Source organism: Phocicoccus schoeneichii (assembly GCF_014635565.1).
In the GTDB taxonomy this organism is placed as follows: Bacteria; Bacillota; Bacilli; order Staphylococcales; family Salinicoccaceae; genus Phocicoccus; species Phocicoccus schoeneichii.
The window spans coordinates 192,379-215,546 of record NZ_BMDB01000003.1 but is presented as its reverse complement, the minus strand read 5'-3'; the positions used below and the strand labels follow the sequence as shown (position 1 = coordinate 215,546).

At 39.9% G+C, this 23,168-nt stretch carries 22 protein-coding genes and 4 tRNA genes; 23 read left to right on the top strand and 3 right to left on the bottom strand.

The features are described 5' to 3' along the window. The first annotated feature begins 14 nt into the window (after positions 1–14). The 15 genes from IEU51_RS07680 (at position 15) to IEU51_RS07610 (ending at position 10,658) form a co-directional block, all read left to right on the top strand. Entirely contained in the window at positions 15–407 is a 393-nt protein-coding gene (locus tag IEU51_RS07680) for an FtsB family cell division protein (protein WP_186084340.1), read from the top strand. A 94-nt stretch (positions 408–501) separates the two neighbouring features. After that, positions 502–879: a S1 domain-containing RNA-binding protein gene (locus tag IEU51_RS07675; protein ID WP_186084342.1), complete on the top strand. Its 378-nt coding sequence runs from the start codon at positions 502–504 to the stop codon at positions 877–879. Positions 880–938: 59 nt separating this feature from the next. Further along, complete coding sequence (tilS, locus tag IEU51_RS07670; protein ID WP_186084343.1) at positions 939–2,162, top strand: tRNA lysidine(34) synthetase TilS; 1,224 nt, start codon at positions 939–941, stop codon at positions 2,160–2,162. After that, complete coding sequence (gene hpt, locus IEU51_RS07665; protein WP_186084345.1) at positions 2,146–2,688, top strand: hypoxanthine phosphoribosyltransferase; 543 nt, start codon at positions 2,146–2,148, stop codon at positions 2,686–2,688. The genes tilS and hpt overlap by 17 nt, the downstream gene beginning before the upstream one ends. A gap of 73 nt (positions 2,689–2,761) precedes the next feature. Then, entirely contained in the window at positions 2,762–4,825 is a 2,064-nt protein-coding gene (gene ftsH / locus IEU51_RS07660) for an ATP-dependent zinc metalloprotease FtsH (RefSeq protein ID WP_186084347.1), read from the top strand. Between the two features lie 52 nt (positions 4,826–4,877). Beyond that, positions 4,878–5,744, top strand: coding sequence for an Hsp33 family molecular chaperone HslO (hslO, locus tag IEU51_RS07655; RefSeq protein WP_186084348.1), 867 nt, complete (start codon positions 4,878–4,880; stop codon positions 5,742–5,744). 80 nt (positions 5,745–5,824) lie between these two features. Then, a complete protein-coding gene (gene cysK, locus IEU51_RS07650; protein ID WP_186084350.1) occupies positions 5,825–6,760 on the top strand; it encodes a cysteine synthase A in 936 nt (311 codons plus the stop codon). A 153-nt stretch (positions 6,761–6,913) separates the two neighbouring features. Next, positions 6,914–7,702 (top strand): dihydropteroate synthase, encoded by a 789-nt coding sequence (gene folP / locus IEU51_RS07645; RefSeq protein WP_186084352.1) that lies wholly within the window; start codon positions 6,914–6,916, stop codon positions 7,700–7,702. Further along, positions 7,702–8,067, top strand: coding sequence for a dihydroneopterin aldolase (gene folB / locus IEU51_RS07640; RefSeq protein WP_308808180.1), 366 nt, complete (start codon positions 7,702–7,704; stop codon positions 8,065–8,067). Before folP ends, folB begins: the two co-directional genes overlap by 1 nt. Continuing rightward, complete coding sequence (gene folK / locus IEU51_RS07635) at positions 8,067–8,543, top strand: 2-amino-4-hydroxy-6-hydroxymethyldihydropteridine diphosphokinase (protein WP_186084354.1); 477 nt, start codon at positions 8,067–8,069, stop codon at positions 8,541–8,543. Before folB ends, folK begins: the two co-directional genes overlap by 1 nt. A 65-nt stretch (positions 8,544–8,608) precedes the next feature. Continuing rightward, positions 8,609–10,099, top strand: coding sequence for a lysine--tRNA ligase (lysS, locus tag IEU51_RS07630; RefSeq protein WP_186084356.1), 1,491 nt, complete (start codon positions 8,609–8,611; stop codon positions 10,097–10,099). Between the two features lie 223 nt (positions 10,100–10,322). Further along, positions 10,323–10,395: transfer RNA gene (locus IEU51_RS07625), tRNA-Val, on the top strand. A gap of 25 nt (positions 10,396–10,420) precedes the next feature. Continuing rightward, a tRNA-Thr gene (locus IEU51_RS07620) sits at positions 10,421–10,493 on the top strand. 5 nt (positions 10,494–10,498) lie between these two features. Then, positions 10,499–10,573 (top strand) — tRNA-Gly (locus IEU51_RS07615). Between the two features lie 11 nt (positions 10,574–10,584). Beyond that, positions 10,585–10,658, top strand: a tRNA-Ile gene (locus tag IEU51_RS07610). Between the two features lie 1,160 nt (positions 10,659–11,818). Here the strand turns inward: IEU51_RS07610 and IEU51_RS07605 are convergent. Continuing rightward, positions 11,819–13,138 (bottom strand): Mur ligase family protein, encoded by a 1,320-nt coding sequence (locus tag IEU51_RS07605; RefSeq protein ID WP_186084358.1) that lies wholly within the window; start codon positions 13,136–13,138, stop codon positions 11,819–11,821. Positions 13,139–13,257: 119 nt separating this feature from the next. Here IEU51_RS07605 and rpsN point away from each other — a divergent pair, with 119 nt between their 5' ends. Then, on the top strand, positions 13,258–13,527 hold the full coding sequence (gene rpsN, locus IEU51_RS07600) for a 30S ribosomal protein S14 (protein WP_186084359.1): 270 nt from the start codon (positions 13,258–13,260) through the stop codon (positions 13,525–13,527). A gap of 20 nt (positions 13,528–13,547) precedes the next feature. On the opposite strand, the gene IEU51_RS07595 is transcribed toward rpsN, so the two are convergent. Together IEU51_RS07595 and IEU51_RS07590 are read right to left on the bottom strand one after the other, a co-directional pair. Then, positions 13,548–14,003: a stage III sporulation protein AH gene (locus tag IEU51_RS07595; protein WP_186084361.1), complete on the bottom strand. Its 456-nt coding sequence runs from the start codon at positions 14,001–14,003 to the stop codon at positions 13,548–13,550. Between the two features lie 104 nt (positions 14,004–14,107). Beyond that, positions 14,108–15,322, bottom strand: coding sequence for a NupC/NupG family nucleoside CNT transporter (locus tag IEU51_RS07590; RefSeq protein WP_186084363.1), 1,215 nt, complete (start codon positions 15,320–15,322; stop codon positions 14,108–14,110). A gap of 177 nt (positions 15,323–15,499) precedes the next feature. Between IEU51_RS07590 and IEU51_RS07585 the strand changes: the two genes are divergently transcribed. The 7 genes from IEU51_RS07585 (at position 15,500) to ispD (ending at position 23,167) form a co-directional block, all read left to right on the top strand. Further along, positions 15,500–15,964 carry a CtsR family transcriptional regulator gene (locus IEU51_RS07585; protein WP_186084365.1) on the top strand — a complete coding sequence of 155 codons (465 nt, stop codon included), beginning with the start codon at positions 15,500–15,502 and terminating at the stop codon, positions 15,962–15,964. Between the two features lie 5 nt (positions 15,965–15,969). Continuing rightward, complete coding sequence (locus IEU51_RS07580) at positions 15,970–16,443, top strand: UvrB/UvrC motif-containing protein (protein ID WP_186084367.1); 474 nt, start codon at positions 15,970–15,972, stop codon at positions 16,441–16,443. A gap of 4 nt (positions 16,444–16,447) precedes the next feature. Next, the gene (locus IEU51_RS07575) at positions 16,448–17,467 is read left to right on the top strand and encodes a hypothetical protein (RefSeq protein WP_186084369.1); all 1,020 of its coding nucleotides are present in this window, start codon (positions 16,448–16,450) and stop codon (positions 17,465–17,467) included. Between the two features lies 1 nt (position 17,468). Then, positions 17,469–19,919, top strand: coding sequence for an ATP-dependent Clp protease ATP-binding subunit (locus IEU51_RS07570; RefSeq protein ID WP_186084371.1), 2,451 nt, complete (start codon positions 17,469–17,471; stop codon positions 19,917–19,919). Positions 19,920–20,062: 143 nt separating this feature from the next. Beyond that, positions 20,063–21,436: a DNA repair protein RadA gene (gene radA, locus IEU51_RS07565; protein ID WP_186084372.1), complete on the top strand. Its 1,374-nt coding sequence runs from the start codon at positions 20,063–20,065 to the stop codon at positions 21,434–21,436. Positions 21,437–21,454: 18 nt separating this feature from the next. After that, a complete protein-coding gene (locus tag IEU51_RS07560) occupies positions 21,455–22,495 on the top strand; it encodes a PIN/TRAM domain-containing protein (RefSeq protein ID WP_186084373.1) in 1,041 nt (346 codons plus the stop codon). Then, positions 22,496–23,167, top strand: coding sequence for a 2-C-methyl-D-erythritol 4-phosphate cytidylyltransferase (ispD, locus tag IEU51_RS07555; protein ID WP_186084374.1), 672 nt, complete (start codon positions 22,496–22,498; stop codon positions 23,165–23,167). It abuts the gene before it with no gap. Position 23,168: the final 1 nt, after the last annotated feature.

Below are 23,168 nucleotides of genomic sequence, written 5' to 3'. Positions count from 1 at the left end.
AAAGGGGTGAGGTAATGAGCAATAAAGTGATTAAATTATTAAACAAATATACGTTTAATACAGATAGTAAAAAGAAAAGGCTGAAAGGCGAAGCCCGTGTCGTGCGTAAGCGTATGCTTCTTTTTACGGGAATTTTACTTGCGGCTTGCCTCCTCTTTGTTTCCATGGGTCTTTATCAGAAACATGAAAATGGTGCGTTACAAGCACAGATTGAAAAGACAGAAAAAGTACTCGAAGAAAAAAATCGTACGTATGAAGATTTAGAACGTGAAATCGCGCAGCTGAATGATGATAACTATATCAGGAGAATTGCACGCAGTGAATTCTTCATGTCTGAGAGTGGCGAAATGGTATTCTCATTACCAGAGTCAGACAAAGATGTAGATAAAGAAAAAGATAAGAAATAACATTGGATAATCATTGCCGTCGGTAATGATTATTTTTTTATTTAATGGTATCATTGATTTAATAAAGATATACCTTGGGAGGATTATATTCAACATGTCAGTAGAAGTTGGCGAAAAAGTCATTGGAAAAGTAACAGGTGTTAAACCTTTTGGTGCATTTGTAGAGTTACCTGGAGGGAAAAGTGGACTCGTTCATATTAGTGAGGTTGCAAATAAATTTGTCGAAGACATTAACGAACACCTGAAAGTAAATGACGAAGTCGAAGTAAAAGTACTCTCGATTGGGGACGATGGAAAGATTTCACTTTCTATCAAACAAGCACAAAAACCTAAGAGAGAGCGTAGAGAGAAGAAAGAACAATCTCCTGAAGATTTCGAAAAGAAATTATCAATGTTCTTAAAAGACAGCGAGGAACGCATGTCTACAATAAAAAGACAAGCTGAGTCACGTCGTGGTGGCAAAGGGCGTTAAGTATTATAAAGAGGCGAGAATACACTTCTGGCCTTTTTCTTATTTAGAGGTGTAAAAACGTGAAATTAAAAGTGCGCTGGGCTAAAACAGATCATATCGCAATTGCCTTATCTGGTGGAGTGGACTCAATTGTCTTGTATCACTTATTAAATGAAGAATATAAGAATACATACAAGTCACTCACAGTTATGCACGTTAATCATGGTGTCAGAGAAGAGTCTGACGGTGAGGAACGTATTTTAGAGAAACTTGCGCGCGAGAATGGTCACTTGTTTTTATCGACTAAATTAGATATTGAAAGTTTCACGCAACAAAAAGGACGTACTGCGCGATATCAGTTCTTTCGTGACATGATGGAAAGACATCATATCGATTACTGTTTAACCGCACATCACAAAGATGACGATATCGAAACGGTGCTTTATGAACTGTTGTCCGGTCGTCATTTATATGGGATTGGCATAAAACCCGTTCACGACACATTTTTAAGGCCGATGTTAGGCGTCTATAAAAAAGAAATTAAAAGGTATGCAAATCGTCACAAACTGACTATCCTAGAAGACGCATCAAACGAGAGTGACCATTACACACGAAACTATATCAGACACCATATCGTACCTGAAATTGATGCGCATCCATCGTTACAAAAGGACGCGCTCACCGTGTTTAAAAGAGACTATTTGGAGATGGAATCTCTCGTTAAAAGTCATGTACATGCATTTTTAAAAGATAAACACACGCACTCTCGACAGTCGTTCAATGAATTGAATAAAATTGTGCAACTGCGCGTGTTATCAGCACTGTTTGATGCATATATTGAGCGCTCATTTTTAGAGGAATGCGTGAGTGTGCTCCGAAGTGATACGGCTCAGATAGAACTCATAAAAGACGATAAGACACTCGTCGTATCGTATGACAGTTTCACGGTGATAGAAAAAGTTGAAGAAGAGAGTATAGAAGAACTCGTGATTACGTCACCCGGGAAATATAGCTTTAACGGGTACATGATTGCCGTTGAGTCGTTAGAGACATCCATTACTGCACGCACGAGGCGCCCTGGAGACCGCATCACGATTCCAAATGTAGGCACAAAAAAAGTGAATCGTGTGTTTATCGACGAAAAAGTCCCTAATGATTTGCGAGATAAAATGCCAATTATTGTGATTCCAGATGGTCAAATAATTGCAGTTGGGCCAATTTATAATATAATTAAATCATTCAATCATTTGAAATTTGATATTAATCTAGAAATAAAGGAGTCTTTCCATGACATTAAAAAATGATATAAGTGAAATCATCTTAACTGAAGAGGAGATTGCTTCACTTGCGAAGTCATTAGGAGAACAAATTACAAAAGATTACGAAGGTAAGAAACCAATATTAGTAGCACTTTTAAAAGGATCGATCATGTTTATGACAGATCTTATTAAAAACATCGACACACATATTGAAATCGACTTTATGGATGTTTCAAGCTACGTTGGAACACAGTCTTCAGGAGAAGTTAAAATTTTGAAGGACCTGTCTTCATCTATTGAAGGACGTCACATCATTATTGTTGAAGACATCGTGGAGACCGGAAATACATTAAATTCAATCATCGACTTTTTACAGTACAGAAAAGCAGCGAGTGTTGAAATTTGCACGCTTTTAGACAAACCAGTGCCAAGCCGCACACTCGATGTTGAAGTGAAATACATCGGAACAAAAATTCCAGATGGATTTGTTGTCGGATACGGTCTAGATTTCAATGAATTTTACAGAAATCTACCTTATATCGGACTTTTGAAACCAGAACTTTATAGTTAAGCCATTTCATTAGTATCATTGTATTAATTTGTGTTAATATTTCTTTTAGTGTATTAGAAACGGAGGATTACGGATGCCGAAGAATACTGGCCGAAATATATTACTCCTTGCCGTTCTGACAGTCATTTTGTTTGGAGTTTTCCAACGCTTCAATGATGGAACAGGTCAACAGAAAGATCTTGGTTACCAAGCTTTCATGTCGAACTTAGACAAGGGTAATGTTGAACAAATGACCATTCAACCAGAAAACAGTGTGTATCTTGTTGAAGGTAAATTAAAAGATCAAAAAGAGAATGAATCATTTAAAGCTGTTATCCCGTATAACGCAGGCAAAGACCTTGATTCTATTCTTGATACTGCGAAAGCAGACGAAGATTTAAACTTTACAGTAGAACCTGCTAAGGAACAAAGTCCTTGGACTGGAATGCTGTTTACATTTATTCCATTATTATTAATTCTATTCTTATTCCTTTTCTTGATGTCAAACGCTCAAGGTGGCGGAGGCGGAAATAAAATGATGAACTTTGGTAAGTCTAAAGCTAGACTATATGACCAAAGTAAAAAGAAAGTACGCTTCTCTGATGTCGCTGGTGCGGACGAAGAAAAGGCAGAATTAGTTGAAGTCGTAGACTTCTTAAAAGACCATCGTAAATTCGATCAAATGGGTGCTAGAATTCCAAAAGGGGTACTCTTAACAGGACCTCCTGGAACAGGTAAAACATTAATTGCACGTGCAGTTGCAGGAGAAGCGGGTGTACCGTTCTTCTCAATCTCTGGTTCAGACTTCGTAGAGATGTTTGTCGGTGTCGGTGCCTCACGTGTACGTGATTTATTTGAACAAGCGAAGAAAAATGCACCATGTATCATCTTCATTGACGAGATTGATGCAGTAGGTCGTCAACGTGGTGCTGGTGTCGGTGGCGGACACGATGAGCGTGAACAAACACTGAACCAATTACTTGTAGAGATGGACGGATTCTCAGATAATGAAGGAATCATCATGATCGCTGCGACAAACCGTCCAGACATCTTAGACCCAGCGTTATTACGTCCAGGTCGTTTCGACAGACAAATTCAAGTGGGTCGTCCAGATGTTAAAGGCCGTGAAGCAATTCTTAAAGTTCACTCTAAGAACAAGCCTTTAGATGAAACGGTTGATTTAAAAGCAATTGCACAAAGAACACCAGGATTCTCAGGTGCGGACCTTGAAAACTTACTGAACGAGGCAGCACTTGTTGCAGCACGTCAAGGTAAGACAACGGTAGACATGCGTGACGTAGACGAAGCAACGGACAGAGTAATTGCAGGTCCTGCTAAGAAATCACGTGTGATGAGTGAGAAAGAACGTCGCATCGTTGCGTACCACGAAGCAGGTCACACAGTAATCGGTATGGTACTTGACGAAGCAGAAACAGTTCATAAAGTAACAATTGTTCCACGTGGCCAAGCGGGTGGTTATGCAGTAATGCTTCCTAAAGAAGACCGTTACTTCATGACAAAACCTGAATTATTAGACCGTATTGTTGGTTTACTCGGTGGTCGTGTTGCGGAAGAAGTAACATTCGGTGAAGCTTCTACTGGTGCACATAACGACTTCCAAAGAACAACAAGCCTTGCACGTAGCATGGTGATGGAATACGGTATGAGTGACAAACTGGGTCCAATCCAGTTTGGTGAATCAAACGGACAAGTCTTCTTAGGTAAAGAAATGGGTAGCGAACCAAACTACTCAGACAAATTTGCGTATGAGATTGACTTAGAAGTACAAAAAATTGTTAAGGATTCATATGATCGTTGTACACGAATTCTTACAGAGCATCAAGAGCAGTTAAACTTAATAGCTGAAACACTACTTGTTGAAGAGACATTAGACAGAGAACAAATCGAAGGCCTCTTCCACAAGGGTAAATTACCAGAGCGTGTTTATGATGACTCTCATTTAGAAGAAGAGAAGCAACAGGATGAGGATCACGTGGGTTCATCTTATAAAGAAATCAAAGACAAGTTATCGCATGACGAAGACGTGTCAGAGGATGAAGCACCAAGTGAAGAACCAGATATGACATCTGACGACAATTTTATTGAAGAACAACAAGACCCATACAATCGTGTGGACGATGATAAAGAGAACAAATAAGAGGAAGTCGCCATGATGGCGACTTTTCTTATGAAAAAAAGGAGAAAAATAAGTGAACGATAAATTAATAAGAGGACTTGGAATTAATGACGAAGTCCGTATTTTTGCGTTAAATACAACAGAAACAATAAACGAAGCAGTGAAGCGTCACGGTGCTTATCCAACAGCGGCTGCAGCGCTTGGTCGTGCAATGACAGCAACAGTTGTTCTAGGTGCAATGTTAAAAGGTGAAGAAAAAGTTACGGTAACAATCGAAGGTGGCGGACCAATTGGCGCAATCGTAACAGATGCGAATGCGAAAGGTGAGGTACGTGGATATCTTAAAAATCCTCAAGTACACTTTGAACTGAACGAACATGGAAAGCTTGATGTGAGACGTGCCGTAGGTACGAATGGTTTCTTACGCGTTGCTAAAGACATCGGCTTAAAAGATAACTTTGTAGGTAACGTTGAAATTGTAAGTGGTGAACTTGGAGAAGACTTCTCATACTACTTCTACAGTTCAGAACAGGTGCCTTCAATCGTTGCACTTGGTGTTCTAGTTAACCCAGATAATACAATCAAAGCAGCGGGTGGGTTAATCATCCAAGTCCTTCCAAACGCGACGGACGAAACAGTTGATTACTTAACTGAAGCAGCAGGCAAAATGACGCCAATTTCTAAGTTAATCGATGAAGGTTTGACACCTGAAGAAATCGTAGATGCAGCAATTGGTGCAGATAACTGGAGAAAGCTTGATGAAATGCCAGTGGAATTTAAATGTGCATGTTCGAAAGAACGTTTCTTAAATGCGATGGCATCACTTGAAAAAGATGATATTAAAGAAATGATTGAAGAAGACGGTGGCGCAGAAGCGACATGTAATTTCTGCAGAAATACAATTTGGATTGAAAAAGAAGAACTCGAAGCACTTCTATAATTAGATTCAAAACATTTGAAAGTTTAAGTCACTCAGTGGTATACTATTCATAGTAAATCACTAGGAAATGAGGCTAACAAATGGCAAGCGTATTTAATAATATTTCTGAAGCAATTGGAAATACTCCGCTCGTAAAACTAAACAAATTAGTACCAGAAGGTGCAGCGGATGTATATGTAAAATTAGAATTCATGAACCCAGGTAGTTCTGTTAAAGATAGAATCGCGAAAGCGATGATCGAAAGAGCAGAAGAAGAGGGTAAGTTAAACGAAAACACAACAATTGTAGAACCTACAAGTGGGAACACTGGTATTGGTTTAGCAATGGTTGCAGCAAGTAAAGGTTACAAAGCAGTACTTGTAATGCCTGACACAATGAGTAAAGAGAGAAGAAATCTCTTAAAAGCATATGGAGCAGAACTTGTATTAACTCCAGGTGCTGAAGGTATGAAAGGTGCAATTAAAAAAGCTGAAGAACTTGCAGCAAAAGATGATTACTTCATGCCACAACAATTTGAAAACATGGCGAACCCACGCGTGCATGAATTAACAACAGGTCCTGAACTTGTTGAACAAGCGAAGTCTGCAGGATTCACAATTGATGCATTTATCGCGGGTGTTGGTACAGGCGGTACTGTATCTGGTGCAGGACGCGTACTAAAAGAAGAAAACAAAGACACACAAGTATATGCGTTAGAACCAACCGATTCAGCAGTGCTTTCAGGTGAACAACCTGGGCCACATAAACTTCAAGGACTAGGTGCTGGGTTTATCCCTAAAACATTAGACACTGAAGTATATGATGGTGTCATTAAAGTTGAGAATGATATTGCGTTTGAAACAGCACGTGCACTAGCAAAACATGAAGGTATCTTAGGTGGTATTTCTTCAGGTGCAGCAGTATATGCAGCAATTGAAAAAGCAAAAGAACTTGGCGCAGGGAAAACTGTAGTGACTGTTCTACCATCAAACGGTGAAAGATATCTATCCACACCACTCTTTAACTTTGAAGATTAATAGACAATAATAAGATATATTTTAAAACGACCAGAGCTCTTATGAGTTCTGGTTTTGTTGTTTTATAGAAACTGGGAATATAGGCTTTTACGGTTAAAATCGTTATAGAAAAATGGTATAATACTAATATTCTATGTGTAAGGATGATGGTTCATGAAACAACTTCAAATTATGGGCATTTTGAACGTTACTCCTGATTCATTTAGTGACGGTGGAAAGTATCATGCGATTGACGATGCAATTAATCATGCGAAGAGACTTGTGGATGATGGAGCTAACATCATTGATGTGGGCGGATACTCGACAAGACCGGGGTACACTGAGATTACTATTGAAGAAGAAATCTCTCGTGTCGTGCCAGTTGTTGAGAAAATCGCTGAACTAAATCTCGGAGTTGACATTTCTGTCGATACGTTTAGAGGTGAAGTGGCTGAGGCTGCGCTTCAGGCTGGTGCAACAATGATCAACGACCAATGGCGGGGGACGTTCGATGATACAATTCTTGACGTTGTTAAAAAATATGACGTGCCAATTATTCTTATGCACAATAATACTCATGGGATATATCAAAACGTTGTGGATGACATGATTAGTGAACTCATGGAATCTGTACAACTGTGTAAAGACAGAGGTATTAAAGATGAAAACATCTGGCTCGATCCGGGCGTTGGGTTCCAGAAAACTCGTGACGAAGAAGTTGAAGTCATGAGAAATCTAAATAAGCTTGTAGAAAAAGGGTATAAAGTATTGCTTGCGACAAGTCGAAAGCGTATGGTTAAAGAGCTTATCGGTAAAGAAACAACACCGGAAGAACGTGATCCTGCGACAGCAGCAACGACGATAGTTGGTATCAATCAAGGCGTTCATGCTGTACGTGTACACAACGTACAATTGAATCGCCAATTAGCAGACGTTTACATGAAATTGCAAGGAGATTTATAATGGATAAGATAAGAGTAAATGGCATTAAGCTCTATGCATATCATGGCGTCTTAAATGCTGAACGAGAAATCGGGCAATACTTCATCATAGACTGTGTGATACACACGGACCTGCGTGCTGCAGGAGAGTCGGATGAAGTAAATGACACAATCAACTACGCAGAAGTGTATGATGTTATTGAAGCTATAGTTAAAAGTGAACCTGTGAACTTAATCGAACATTTAGCAGAAACTATAGCTAAAGCAATTTTTAAGGGATTCAACAAAGCAGAAAAACTAGAAGTCAAAGTAACTAAACCGAGTCCACCGATTGACGGGACATACGAAAACGTCAGCGTGGAAATAGTGAGAGAGCGTGAAAATTAATGGCAATTGCTTATTTAGGATTAGGAACAAACATCGGAGAGCGTTACAAAAACTTAAGAGATGCAATCGACTTACTTTCGAAAAACCCAGAAATAACGATAAGAAAAAAATCACAGATTTATGAAACGGCACCATACGGTAAAACTGATCAACCAAACTTTTTAAACATGGTCATCGAAGTGGAGACGCACCTTTCCCCGACGAACTTGCTTTACTACGGACTAAAAGTCGAAGAAATGCTTGGTCGCGTACGTAAAGAGGTGTGGGGTCCGAGAATCATCGATGTGGATGTTTTAATCTATGAAGATTTAGAACTGAATATCGATGACTTAACAGTGCCTCACGTGGAAATGCATAAGCGTGAATTTGTGTTAGAGCCATTTAACGAAATTGCACCAAAAGTGGTGCACCCAACATTTAAGAAAACAATTAACGAATTATATAAAGAGTTAAAGCGTGGCGTAATGGATTATTAAATTTCGAAGCGTTGCTGGAGAAGTAAGATAAAGTATAAAAATCAATATATGAGGAGAAAAAACGAATGACTGAAGAGTTAACAGATCAATTGGCAGTGCGCCGTCAAAAAATGACGGACCTTGCAGACAAAGGTTTAGATCCGTTTGGACAAAAATATGAAACGACAGCGACATCTAAAGAACTAGTAGAAAAATGGGATGAGTTTTCTAAAGAAGAGCTCGCTGAAAAAGAAGCAGAATCAGAAGTAATAATCGCTGGTCGTATCATGACTAAACGCGGTAAAGGTAAAGCTGGTTTCGCACACATCCAAGACGTAGACGGACAGATTCAAATCTACGTTCGTAAAGATTCAATTGGCGAAGACGCATTTGAAATTTGGAACCAATCTGACCTTGGAGACATCGTTGGTATCAAAGGTGTAATGTTTAAAACAAATACTGGAGAACTTTCGGTTAAAGCGACTGAATATACACACTTAACAAAAGCGTTACGTCCACTTCCGGACAAACACGCTGGTCTTCAAGATATTGAAGAGCGTTACAGAAGACGTTACTTAGACTTATTAACAAACGAAGAGTCTAAAGCACGCTTCGTATTACGCAGTAAAATCATCACTGAAATCCGTAAATATTTAGATAAAAAAGGCTTCTTAGAAGTAGAAACACCAATGATGCACCAGATTGCTGGTGGTGCACAAGCACGTCCGTTTATCACACACCATAACGCGTTAGATGCACAGCTTTACATGCGTATTGCTTTAGAACTTCACTTAAAACGCCTTGTTGTTGGTGGAATGGATAAAGTTTATGAAATTGGTCGCGTATTCCGTAACGAAGGGGTATCTACACGTCACAACCCTGAGTTTACAATGCTCGAGTTATACGAAGCATATGCAGACTATGAAGATATCATGGACTTAACTGAAGAGTTAATCGCACACGTTGCACAAGAAATCTTAGGATCAACAACGATTGAATATGAAGGAGAAGAAATTAATCTTGCTCCAAGATGGCGCCGTGTTCATATGGCTGAAATCGTTAAAGAATACACTGGTGTAGACTTCTTCCAAGAACTTTCTGACGAAGAAGCACTTAAGCTTGCGAAAGAACACGGTGTGGAAGTCGACGAATTCCATAGCACATTCGGTCACGTATTAAATGAATTCTTCGAGCAAAAAGTTGAAGAGCACTTAGTACAACCAACATTCGTATACGGTCACCCAGTGGAAGTTTCACCGTTATCTAAGAAGAACCCGGAAGATCCACGCTTCACAGACCGTTTCGAGTTATTCATCGTACGTCGTGAGCATGCAAATGCATTCACTGAGTTAAACGACCCAATCGATCAGAAAGCACGTTTCCAACAACAAGTGGAAGAAGCAGCTGATGGTAATGATGAAGCTCACGAAATGGATGAGGAGTTTATCGAAGCGTTAGAATATGGTTTACCACCAACAGGTGGACTTGGTATTGGTATCGACAGATTAGTGATGCTTTTAACAAACGCATCCTCAATCAGAGACGTACTTCTATTCCCTTACATGAGACACCGCTAAGATGGAGTATCTAGTACTCGGTGCATTGACGCCGAAGAGTGTACTGATCACTGTCGCACTATTTTTTGTACTCATTCTCTCTATCCGCATCTTCGGACAAAAGAGGAAATAATAGAGTCGGAAGTCATTCAATTCGTTGAATGACTTCTTTTTATAATTTTTTGTAAGAAATCATCTTGACGCGTACATTAATATGTAGTACTATGTATATTGTTATTGCTTTGGAGGATTAGCTCAGCTGGGAGAGCACTTGCTCGACAAGCAAGGGGTCGGTGGTTCGAGCCCGCCATTCTCCATTCATATTTATACATAATTTAACAAGCCGGCCTAGCTCAATTGGTAGAGCAACTGACTTGTAATCAGTAGGTTGGGGGTTCAAGTCCTCTGGCCGGCATATTTGCGGAAGTAGTTCAGTGGTAGAACACCACCTTGCCAAGGTGGGGGTCGCGGGTTCGAATCCCGTCTTCCGCTCCATTTTATTTTTAGGGCCTATAGCTCAGTTGGTTAGAGCGCACGCCTGATAAGCGTGAGGTCGGTGGTTCGAGTCCACCTAGGCCCACTTTTAGAGACATCCCGTTCATGGGATGTCTTTTTTGTTTGGACACGGAGAGAGTGTGTTTTTATCTTGAAATGTAGTTAAAGAAGATAAAAACAAGAATGGATTATGAAGTTTAGAAAGATGGACGGCAGTGGGGATTCTTTATGCGTAATGATACATAGAATCTGATTAGTTGGAAGTACAGGTCTTATTAGTGATTGGAATGATACATGAAATCTGGTTAGTTAGAGGGATATGCATAATTTATGATCTTATCGTGGCGTGGTTTCAGTGAACTCTTCGTTCCACGACTTGATTAACCTCTAATCGTGGTGTGGTTTCAGTGAACTCCGCATTCCACGACTTGATTAACCTCTAATCGTGGTGTGGTTTCAGTGAACTCTTCGTTCCACGGCTTGATTAACCTCTAATCGTGGTGTGGTTTCAGTGAACTCCGCATTCCACGACTTGATTAACCTCTAATCGTGGCGTGGTTTCAGAGAACTCCGCATTCCACGACTTGATTAACCTCTAATCGTGGCGTGGTTTCAGTGAACTCTTCGTTCCACGACTTGATTAATCTCTAATCGTGGCTTGGTTTCAGTGAACTCTTCATTCCACGACTTGATTAACCTCTAATCGTCACGTGGTTTCTGTGAATCTAACATTAGGCATGACGATTCTTGTCTAAACGTCACGTGGTTTCAGAGAACTCTTCGTTCCACGACTTGATTAATCTCTAATCGTGGCTTGGTTTCAGTGAACTCTTCATTCCACGACTTGATTAACCTCTAATCGTCATGTAGTTTCCCAGAATCTAACATTAGACGTGACGATTCCGGTCTAAACGTCACGTGGTTTCTGTGAATCTAAAATTAGGCATGATGATCCTTATCTAATCGTCATGTAGTTTCCTAGAATCTAACATTAGACGTGACGATTCCGGTTTAATGCTCACGTGGGTTCTATGAATCTAACATTAGGCATGACGATTCCGGTCTAACCACACCATCCACCCATACAAACAAGATAAAAACCTGCTACTATTCGTGAGTGCACCAAAGCTCTCGTTAAAAATGTGCATGAAAAAAGCACACTCACTAAGAGTGTGCTTCATATTACCAAAAATGTGCCACGCACAAAATTTTCGCGCCACGCGCAACCAACCATCGACCAAAAAATTACTTCAACAATCCCTTGTCTTTCAACTCTTTTCTTAATTCAAGCATTGCTGTGTATGTTGCGATGATTTGAATGTTCTTGTTTTTTGCTTGTGTGATGCGGTTTACGAGTTCTTCTAGTGTTTCGAATTCGTCTATTGTGTGTCGTTCGAATCCTGCTTCCACTAGTGCTTCTGTCATGCGGTCGGCACGGATTCCGCCAGTCAACACTTCTTCGATCTCTATTTTTGCGAGTTTGTCAAAGTGCCCGTCTTTGAGCCAAGATAAATCCACGCCATCTGCTGGTCGGTTGTTTAGGATCGCCACAAAGGTCATCGGTTCTTTATCTTTTTCAATTAAATCGATGACTTGGTTTAACCCGACCGGATTTTTCACCACATTGAGGATTGCTGTTTTTTCACCTAATGGAATGATCTCTTGTCTACCGAAGACGCGTTCTGTTGTCTGTAAGCTATTTTTAATTACTGCTGATTCTACACCGAGTTCTTTGGCCACGGCATAAGCTGCGAGTGCGTTATAGACGTTGTACACGCCAGCGATTGGAATCGTGAATGACTCGTCATCAATCGTGAATGTTGAACTAGTTAAATCTGTCTCTGTAATGTCACTCACGGCGTATTTCAACTCTGGACGCTTCACGCCACATGATGAACACTCGTAATCCCCAAGTTCTGAGTATGTACGTGTATGATAATCCAGTTTACCGCCACATCGCGGACAGGCGATTCTGATCGGTTCGTTTGTTAAGTTTGGAAGTAAACCGAAGTATTCGACTGCGTTCACAAGGTCAACCGAGTTGAAGAGTGGTAAGTCACCATTCGCTAAAATTTTTGCGTTTGGCACTTTGTTTGCTGCTTGAACGAGCAGTTGATATGCCGCTTTCGTATCACCGTAACGATCTGTTTGATCATCGAAAAGATTCGTATGAACAATAAGTTTAGGGTTTAACGCTTCTACTACATTATTAAGGCTGCCTTCATCTACTTCAATAACGGCAAGACCACGCTCTTTAGTGCTTGTTTTCTTTGCATCTAAGAATGCGCCGACGATACCTTGTGACATATTAGAGCCGGCTCTATTTGTAATTACTTTTCCGAATGCTTTAGACAGAATGTTAGATGTAAGTGTCGTTGTTAAAGTCTTTCCATTCGTACCTGTAATGATAATGACATCATAATGTTTTGCGAGATCGCTCAAGATGTTTGGACTGATACGATGCGCCACTTTACCGGGTAGGCTCGAACCGCCACCTGTAGTTAATTTAAGTGCTATTTTAACTGAACGCCCAGCGATTTGTGCCACTTTAGTTCTGATTGACATTGATATACACCTCATTTTTGAATACTGTTTATTATATCATTATTTGAGCATATTATCTTGAAAAATTAGAGTGGCCTGTTATAATTATAAAACGTAATAATTACAATTAAGGAGGATTTATGGCTAAGAAATCTAAAGTAGTTAAAGAGATAAAAAGACAGAAACGAGTTGAAGAGTACCGTGAACTTCGTGCAGAGTTAAAAGCACGTGGTGACTATGAAGCGCTTTCTAAATTACCGAGAGATTCATCACCAACACGTCTAACGAACCGTTGCCAAGTGACGGGAAGACCACGTGGTGTGATGCGTGACTTTGGTTTATCAAGAATTAAATTTAGAGAACTTGCTCATAAAGGGCAGATTCCAGGCGTAAAAAAAGCGAGTTGGTAATTGACCAACTCGTTTTTCTTTTAGAACTCGACCTCTAAAACTTCTAATCCCTCAATACCTTTGATTGCGTGTGTTTCATCGACACTCGTAGGATAGATATAGAGTTCTTTAAGTTCACTAGATGAAGACAACCACGCTTCTCCGTCTTTAAAGAAACATAAATCTTCAGGTAACTCAGGGTGTAGCCAATGGAAGAAACTGTCCGCCTTTTCTTTTAAAACTTGCTTCGCCTCATCCGTCGTTTTGAAGTAATACACAGTCGCCTTGTCATCAAATAAATTTGTAGACGGCCATTCATGTTGTTCGTGCACTTCCGTGAAACTTTCACCAAACCATTCTTTCAAATCAGTAAAACTATCCTGATACTGTAAAATATCTGTTCTCACGACAAGCTGAAACTCCTCACACGTTTGAAACGCATAGTCGAGTAGTGCATGATAGTCTTTACCCGTCGGGTCATTTTGAATCGTTAACAACTCCGAATCCCCCCTATATAAATTTAGTGTACCGTATTACAGCTATTTTAAAAACTAAAAATGAAGATAAAAAAACGTCCCTCTAAAAGAGAGACGTTGAATCATTAGCTTACGAAGAAGCCGATGATTACAGCACTTAGAATAGATACAAGTGTTGCACCATAAACAAGTTTCATTCCGAATTTCGCAATCATGTTACCAGAAGCATCGTGTAGCCCTTTTACAGTACCAACGATGATACCAATAGAACCGAAGTTAGCGAATGATACTAAGAATACAGATACCATTGCTTGAGTTCGTGGTGATAGAACTTCTTTGAACGCTTGGAAGTTTTCCATTGCTACGAATTCGTTTGTTACAAGTTTAGTCGCCATTAAGAGACCTGCTTGTTGAGCTTCCGCCCAAGGAATACCCATTATGAATGCGATTGGCATAAAGATATATCCTAGGATGTCTTGGAATGACATTTCTAAACCAGGGATGAGTAAGAATAAGCTGTTAAGAATCGAGATTAAAGCAATAAATCCGATTAACATTGCAGCTACGATTACTGCGATAATTCCACCCTGAGTGATGTAGTCGCCAAGAATTTGGAAGAATGTTTTACCTTTGTCAGGGTTGTTTTCTTCAGCCGTAAAGTTCTCTTCTGCAGGAACTGTGTACGGGTTGATGATATGTACGATGATGTAAACACTGAATAGGTTAAGTACGATCGCTGCGATTACATATTTTGGTTCAAGAAGCGTCATGTACGCTGCAACCATTGATAATGAAATCGAGCTCATTGCTTGTGCTGATAATGTATAAAGACGTTTTTCACCGAGTAATGGAATTTGGTTTTTCAGTGAGATAAATACCTCAGACTGACCTAAGAACATTGAAGCTGCTCCGTTATATGACTCGATAAATGCCATACCAGTAATCTTAGATAAGATCCATCCAAGACCATGGATAATTAATGGTAAAATTCTTAAGTATTGTAAGATACCAATTATTGCTGAAACTACGATAATTGGAAGTAATACGTTAAAGAAGAAAACAAAAGCAAATCCGCCTTCGTCAATAGATACCATAGGTCCGAATACGAATGCAACACCTTCGCCTGCGTGCTCAAGTAATTTGTCGAATACGAATGCTAGTTTTTCTACAACAGTTTGTCCGATTGTCGTAGCAAAAATTAGCCACGTAAATGCAATCTGTAGGACGATGAGTAGAATGATATTTTTCCACTTATCAAATGCGTGTTTGCGGTCTGATGAAGCAAGCCATGCAAGTGCAAAAGTGACTAAAATACCAATGATACCCCATAAAATATTCATTGATTCACCTCTAAAGGAATTTGATAATACACTTCATTATAATTCTTAGTTATCAATGTGTAAAGTGCTTTCATAAATTTTCATAACGAATTCATACACACTTTAAAACAACTTATTTGATTAAAATTAGTCAAGATTGTACAATAAAGTCAAAGAAGGTCAAAAAGGGGTGTTAGTATGCGAAATATGTCTGATATCATTGAGCAGTATTTAAAGCAAATGATTGCAGAATCAAAAAACGAAGTCGTAGAAATTAAGCGAGCTCAAATTGCTGAGAAATTTGATTGCGTGCCATCGCAGCTCAATTATGTAATCAAGACACGATTTACAAATGAACTCGGTTATATAGTAGAAAGTAAGCGTGGTGGCGGTGGATATATTCGTATCACTAAAATAGAGACGCATAAAAAAGCAGATTATCTTGAGCACTTATTAAACTTAATTGGTGACGGACTCAGTCAAACAAATGCGATGCATATCATTCAATCGATGTATGATGCAGAGGTAATCTCATTTAGAGAAGCGAAAATCATAGATACGGTGATTGCACGTGAAACGCTAATGATCGGGTTACCAAAACGCGATATTGTGCGCGCTCAAATTTTAAGAAATATAATAGAAGTTATTTTATATGAGGAGTGATGATCATGCTCTGTGAAAGATGTCAGGAACGTGAAGCGACATTACATATGTCTGTAAAAACAACGGAAGGCAACAAAGAAATGTTTTTATGTGATGTATGTGCAAATGAAGTGTTCTTAGAAAAAGATCAAGAGCACTTCAATGTAAATCAATTATTAAACAGCATGATGGGACAATTTAAGACAACAGTATCATGCAAGACATGTGGATCACCTCTCACATCAATTGCAGAAAAAGGACTTTTTGGATGCCCAGATTGTTATGATACATTCAAAAACGAAGTCCCAAAAATCGTACGCAGAGTTCAGCATCTTCAACAAGAACATGAAGGGAAAATTCCTGAGTCACATACTGGACGTGTAGAAACGAAAAAGCGGATCGAACAACTCGAACAAAAACTCGCATCACTCATCGAAACGCAAAATTTTGAAGAAGCTGCTGTTGTTAGAGATGAAATCAACGCGCTAAAAGGAGTGTGAAGAGATGGTAGACACATGGCTAGATGAAAAAACAAGTAACAAAATTGTGATGTCTTCAAGAATTAGACTCGCACGTAATATAGAAGGTTTACCTTTTCCGCACATGCTTCAATCAAATGAAGCACTTGAGTCACTCGCTGACAGTGTCAGTGAAACATTCAGTGACTATAAAACACTCGATATGAGAGCGTTCAACATCTTAGACAAGGCACTCATGGTGGAAGAGTTTCTCATTAGTCCACGCTTTTTAAAACAAGGGGTGCGCCTGATTTTATCAGAAGATAAACACGCATCTATCATGATTGGAGAAGAAGATCACATCAGAATCCAAGTCGTTGATACGAGCAAAACGCTCGAAGAACTATATAAAACGGCGAGTGACATTGATGACGCTCTAGAGAAAAACGTGGAATACGCGTTTGATACGAACTACGGTTTTAAGACTGCCTGTCCAACAAACGTTGGTACTGGACTTCGTGCAAGCGTCATGTTACATTTACCGGCACTCTCGAAGAACCGTCGCATTAAGCGAGTCATGGATGCTTTAACACGCATGGGATATACGCTTCGCGGTATTTACGGAGAAGGCAGTGTTCCGCTCGGTGAGATGTATCAACTATCTAACCAAGTGACGCTCGGTGTAGATGAACACACGATTCTAGAAAACTTAGAAGACATCAAGAATCAAATTGTCGCCGAAGAAGAAAAGACGAGACAGTGGTTTTATCATAATAGGGCATTAACTGTCCGTGACTCTGTGTTTCGCTCATATGGACTCTTAACATATGCACAGAAAATGTCATTAGAAGAGGCTGCGGAACATCTATCGAACATCAAATATGGTGTTGACATGGAGATGCTGGAAGTGGAGAACTTCCAGTTCCAGAAATGGATGTGCGTGATTCAACATGCGTTCATTAGAAAACGAATTGAAGATCAGAATTTAGAATATACAAGCTTGGAAGAAGCAGAAAATCGTGAACGTGCGATTTTAATTAAAGAATTACTGGGAGGTAATGAATAATATGTTATTTGGAAAATTAACAGAACGTGCTCAGCGCGTACTTGCATTTGCTCAAGAAGAAGCGATTGCTTTAAAACATTCAAATATTGGAACAGAGCATATCCTACTTGGTCTTGTTAAGGAAGAAGAAGGAATTGCTGCAAAAGTACTTCAATCATTTGATATTACTGAAGAACAAATTAGAGATGGTGTCTTCAAGCTCATTACGGAAGGTACAGAAATGCCAACGAGCTTACACTACACACCACGTGCAAAACGCGTGATTGAATTATCAATGGACGAAGCGCGTAAACTGCACCACAACTTCGTAGGGACAGAGCATATCTTGTTAGGTTTAATAAGAGAATCTGAAGGTGTAGCGTCACGCGTGTTAGCTGCAGCAGGACTAAATATTACTAGAGCGCGTGCGGCTGTAATTCGTATGCTTGGAAACCCTGAAAGCTACAAGCGTCAAGGTGAAAAAGAACAATCTGAAACACCAACACTCGACTCACTTGCACGTGACTTAACAGAAGTAGCACGTAATGGTCAACTTGACCCAGTGATTGGTCGTTCAGAAGAAATCACACGTGTGATTGAGATTTTATCTCGTAGAACAAAAAACAACCCTGTATTAATTGGTGAACCTGGGGTAGGTAAGACGGCAGTCGCAGAAGGATTAGCACAAGCGATTGTGAGAAACGAAGTGCCTTCAACGCTGAAAGACAAACGCGTGATGTCACTCGATATGGGTACAGTCGTTGCTGGTACAAAATACCGCGGTGAGTTCGAAGAGCGCATGAAAAAAGTGATGGATGAGATTAAACAATCTAAAAATGTCATCCTATTTATAGACGAAATGCATACGCTGATTGGTGCAGGTGGGGCTGAAGGTTCAGTAGACGCATCAAATATTTTAAAACCAGCGCTATCACGTGGTGAAGTGCAAGTCATTGGGGCTACTACGTTAGAGGAATACAGAAAACACATCGAAAAAGATGCGGCACTAGAGCGTCGATTCCAACCGATTATTGTGGATGAGCCATCTGTTCAGGACACGATTTTAATCTTACAAGGACTGCGCGACAGATATGAAGCGCACCACGGAATCACAATTAGTGACGAAGCACTTGAAGCGGCAGCGACAATGTCTGCGAGATATGTGCAAGATAGATTCTTACCAGATAAAGCCATTGACCTAATTGACGAGGCATCATCTAAAGTGAGACTTAGAAATTACACATCTCCGCCAGATTTAAAAGATTTAGAAAATCAATTAGAGTCGGTGAAGAAAGAAAAAGATGCAGCGGTTCAAGCACAAGAGTTTGAAGCGGCAGCGAAACATCGTGACGAGCAGTCAAAACTTGAAAAAGAAATCGAAGCGCGTCAAAACGATTGGAAGAATGAACAAACGGGCGCAAAACAAGAAGTGAAGCGTTCGGATATCGAACTTGTGATTTCAAAAATGACAGGTATTCCACTTTCTAAGATTGCGGAAGAAGAATCAGAACGTCTCTTAAACTTAGAAGAAATTCTTCATGAGAGAGTTATTGGACAAAATGAAGCGGTAGAATCCATTTCTAAAGCAGTACGTCGTGCACGTGCTGGACTTAAAAATCCTGAAAAACCAATCGGAAGCTTTATCTTCTTAGGACCAACCGGTGTAGGTAAAACAGAACTTGCAAAAGCATTATCTGAAGCACTCTTTGGTGAAGACGATGCGATGATTCGAGTAGACATGTCTGAGTACATGGAAAAACACAGTGTGTCACGTCTTGTGGGTTCACCTCCAGGATATGTTGGATACGATGAAGGGGGTCAATTGACTGAGCAAGTGAGACGTAAACCCTACTCACTCATCCTATTCGATGAAATTGAAAAAGCGCACCCTGATGTATTCAATATGCTCTTACAAGTGTTAGATGATGGGCGTCTGACTGACGCGACAGGCCGCACAGTAGACTTCAGAAACACAGTGATTGTTATGACTTCAAACGTAGGTGCGACACAACTTCGTGACGATAAATTCGTTGGATTTGGAAGCAATGATGACGAAAAAGAAGATTATGAAAACATCCGTAGCACGATGATGAAAGAGCTGAAAAATACATTCAGACCTGAGTTTATCAACCGTGTAGACGATATTATCGTATTCCACAGCTTAGAAAAATCACACCTAGAAGAAATTGTGACACTGATGATTAATGAATTAGCAGAAAGATTGCATGATCAAAACATTCACTTCACAGTGACAGATGCAGCGAAGAAACAACTCGCCGAAGACGGATATGACAAAGAGTTTGGTGCAAGACCACTCGCTAGAAGTATCCAGAAAAACATCGAAGACAACCTAAGTGAAGCAATTCTCAGAGGAGAAGACTTAAAAGGAAAACTCGTAACTGTGGACTATAAAGACGATGAATTTATCGTGAACACAACAGAACAACCCGTTTTAGAAGAAACAGAAGCTTAAAAAGCTTAAACTATTGTTGCACAAAAAACCGAAGTCCGTTGGTATCGTCACTGCCAACGGGCTTTTTTATTACTTTGCTTTAAATGTAAGCGACAAACTTATATAATTAGTATACAAATCTTTGCTCGGAGGAATATGCGTAAATGGCAAAATCGAAAACGATTTTTGAATGTTTAGCTTGTGGTTTCGAATCCCCAAAGTGGTATGGGAAGTGCCCAAGTTGCGGTGCGTGGAACCAGATGGAAGAGTCGATCGTCCGTAAGGAAACTGCGAAGGTCCGCGGGACGTTAGGTAAAAGTGAAGCCGCACCGACTAAGGCTACGAAGCTTTCTGAAGTGAAAAAGAAAGATACACCTCGTACTAAGACTCACATGGGTGAATTCGACCGTGTACTCGGTGGCGGTATTGTTGACGGATCACTCATCTTAATTGGTGGAGATCCTGGTATCGGTAAATCGACAATTCTTCTTCAAACAGCATTAACACTCGCTAAAGAACACAATGTGCTCTACGTTTCTGGTGAGGAATCATTAGAACAAATCAAGATGCGTGCAGACCGCATCACGAAAGACACATCTAATTTAAGCGTCTTTGCTGAGACGAACTTATTCTACATTCAAGACACAATCAACAAGACAGAACCTGACTTCTTAATCATTGACTCTATTCAAACGATCTATCATCCAGACGTTACAAGTGCTCCAGGCAGCGTCTCTCAAGTCAGAGAGTGTACGCAAAGCCTAATGAACATTGCGAAAGGTCAAAATATCGCAACATTCATCGTCGGCCACGTGACAAAAGACGGACAAATCGCTGGGCCGCGTCTCTTAGAACACATGGTGGACACGGTACTTTATTTTGAAGGGGACCAACATCATACATACCGAATTTTACGTGCGGTTAAAAATAGATTTGGTTCTACAAACGAAATGGGTATTTTCGAGATGAAATCAAGCGGACTCGAAGAAGTCTTAAATCCATCAGAAATTTTCTTAGAAGAAAGGTCAAAAAATGCACCAGGGAGCGCAATCGTTGCTACAATGGAAGGCACACGCGCGATGCTTGTAGAAGTTCAAGCACTCGTCACACCGACACATTTCCATAACCCAAGACGAATGTCTAGTGGAATTGATCACAACAGACTCTCACTTTTAATGGCAGTATTAGAAAAGTCAGAAGGCATGTTGATGCAGCAACACGACGCTTACGTAAAAGTTGCAGGCGGAGTTAAACTTGATGAGCCAGCAGTCGATTTATCTATCATCATGTCAATCGCTTCATCGTTTAAAAGTAAAGAGTTACGCGGTGAGGACTGCTTCATTGGTGAAGTTGGGTTAACAGGTGAAATTAGACGTGTGACGAAGATTGAAAACCGTCTGACTGAAGCAGCAAAGCTTGGCTTTAAACGGGCAATCATCCCAAAATCAAACATGTATGGCATTGAAATTCCAGACGGGCTAGAAGTTATCGGAGTTAAAACACTCAGAGAAACGATGAGAGTCATCAACCAAAACTAATAAAAAGAAGGTGGCAGTATGTTAAGAGCATTGCTCACAGTTGTCTACTTTCTTCTCGGTATGTCTATCGGAATTTGGTTATTCCCAGAAGTCGTTATCATGGCGGATATCGAATTACCTAAAGTCATCGGAAACTTATTTGTATATGGTGCCGTAGGCGGATTGCTATTTTTAGCAGCGACCGCCTGGAGCATCCCATGGCTGAAGACACAAGTGGAGAAATTAGAGAAAATAGTATTAGGACGAAATATAACGGAGATTTTCTTTGCATCAATCGGAATGTTATTTGGCTTATTGGTGGCTGTTTTACTTACTTTATTAATTAATACCTTCAACATTCCTGTGGTCAACGAAATTTTCCCGATTATTTCCGCGGTAATACTTGGTTATTTAGGGTTCCAAGTGGGACTCAAAAAATTTGGCGAAGTGATCGAACTGTTCCAAAAATCACCGAAGAGTACAGAGAGTATATCTGTTAAGAAACTCGTAGATACATCAGCAATTATTGATGGTCGTATTTTAGACGTCTTAAGTACTGGATTTTTAGAAGGGGAAATCATCATTCCACAATTTGTGTTAGATGAACTCCAACTCATCGCAGATTCTACAGATCATGTAAAGCGTGAAAAAGGACAGCGCGGGCTAGATGTATTAAATCAGCTCAGAACTGAAAGTGAGTTTGTGAGTGTCCGACCAGTGAAATACGACAAACTTGATGTCGATCATCAGCTAATTGAATTAGCAAATGAAATTAATGCCGCAATTATTACGACAGACTACAATTTAAATCGTGTCGCACAAGTGCACAACATTAAGGTACTGAACGTCAACGAACTCCAAGACTCATTGAAACTCATGTTAACGCAAGGAGATATCTTCAAGATCCTCATTACGAAGACAGGTAAAGAAAAAGGTCAAGGTGTTGGTTATTTAGAAGACGGCACAATGGTTGTCGTAGATGACGCGGATATGTACATCAATGAATTACAAAAAGTACAAGTCACTTCAATACTCCAGACAAACTCTGGACGCATAATATTTACAAAGTTGGCGAATTAAATGAATTATTCAGTAGTGATTCCAGCTGCAGGCATGGGAAAACGCATGAAGCTCGGATACAACAAGATTCTACACGAGGTACTCGGGAAACCAATCATCCACCACACGGTTTCTATATTTGAAAAAGATCCAGACTGTACAGAGATTCATCTTGCGGCAAGTAAAGATGAAATCAAGGAGCTTGAAGCCATTCTTTCATCTTTTAAAAAAGTGAAAGGCATTTATGAAGGTGGAAAAGAGCGCCAAGACTCAATTTATAACGCACTCGTACATGTAGAAAACCGAGAATTTGTAATGGTGCATGATGGTGCGAGACCACTGTTAGATAGCGCGACATTAAATCGCATAAAGGCATCGTTAAAAGAGAAAGATGCAGTCATCTGTGGTGTTCCTGTGAAGAGTACGCTAAAAACAGTCGTAGACGGTGTGGTCACTGAAACAATTGACAGAAGTTCCACATTCGAAGTTCATACACCTCAAGCTTTTTGTTATAATTTACTAATGGATGCATATAGAAATGCACGTGAGAAAAACTTAGTTGTGACGGATGATTCAATGATGGTAGAAGCACTCGGAGAAAAAGTCCACGTTGTTCTATCGAATTATAATAATATCAAGGTGACAACTAGAGAAGATCTCGCCGTATTAAATATATTATTAGGGAGCGAATGAG